This is a genomic window from Vibrio sp. 2033, assembly GCF_033339735.1.
Genome location: NZ_JAWOVC010000257.1, coordinates 1 through 786, shown reverse-complemented (window position 1 = coordinate 786; position 786 = coordinate 1). Strand labels below are relative to the sequence as shown.

The 786-nt window shown below is 48.0% G+C and carries 1 protein-coding gene; it reads left to right on the top strand.

All coding sequences use genetic code 11. The annotated features are described in order from the left end of the window. Positions 1-741, top strand: a 741-nt coding sequence (truC, locus tag R7P74_RS25940; protein WP_443293402.1) for a tRNA pseudouridine(65) synthase TruC, incomplete at its 5' end; no start/stop codon positions are given. Positions 742-786: the final 45 nt, after the last annotated feature.

The window sequence follows — 786 nt, the reverse complement described above, 5'->3', positions numbered from 1 at the left end:
GTGGCTCCAGTAGAGTTGGAGATTGTTTATCAAGATGAGTATTTTGTTGCGGTGAACAAGCCCGCCGGCATGTTGGTTCATCGCAGTTGGCTAGATAAACACGAAACTCAGTTTGTCATGCAGACTCTGCGAGACCAAATTGGTCAGCATGTCTTTCCGTTGCATCGCTTGGATCGTCCGACTTCTGGCGTTTTGGTGTTTGCGCTCTCCAGTGAAGTGGCTTCTCAAGTGATGCCTATGTTTGCTGAGCACAAAATGGAGAAGACCTATCACGCGATTGTCCGTGGTTGGATTGAGGAAGAGGGCGTTTTAGATTACGCGTTAAAAGTCGAACTAGACAAAATTGCAGATAAGTTCGCCTCACAAGAAAAAGACGCTCAAGAGGCCGTAACCGCTTACAAACCACTGGCGAAAGTGGAAGTGCCTTATTCGACGGGCAAGTTCCCAACAACGCGCTACTGTTTGATGGAAATGAAGCCCAAGACTGGTCGCAAGCACCAATTGCGTCGTCACATGGCCCACCTACGTCACCCAATTGTGGGGGACACATCGCACGGTGATGGTAAACACAACAAATTGTTCCGTAACGAATTTGATTCACACCGCTTGCTGTTACATGCTTCGGAGCTGCGTTTTGTGCATCCGTTTACAAATGAAGAGCTGGTGATGAAAGCGAGTATCGACGATACGTGGCAGCAATTGTTTACTCGATTTGAGTGGGACGAAGAGCTCGTTAAGTAAAGAGGCTGTGCTCTAGCGAAGAGAAATAGAAAAGGGTTGGCGTGT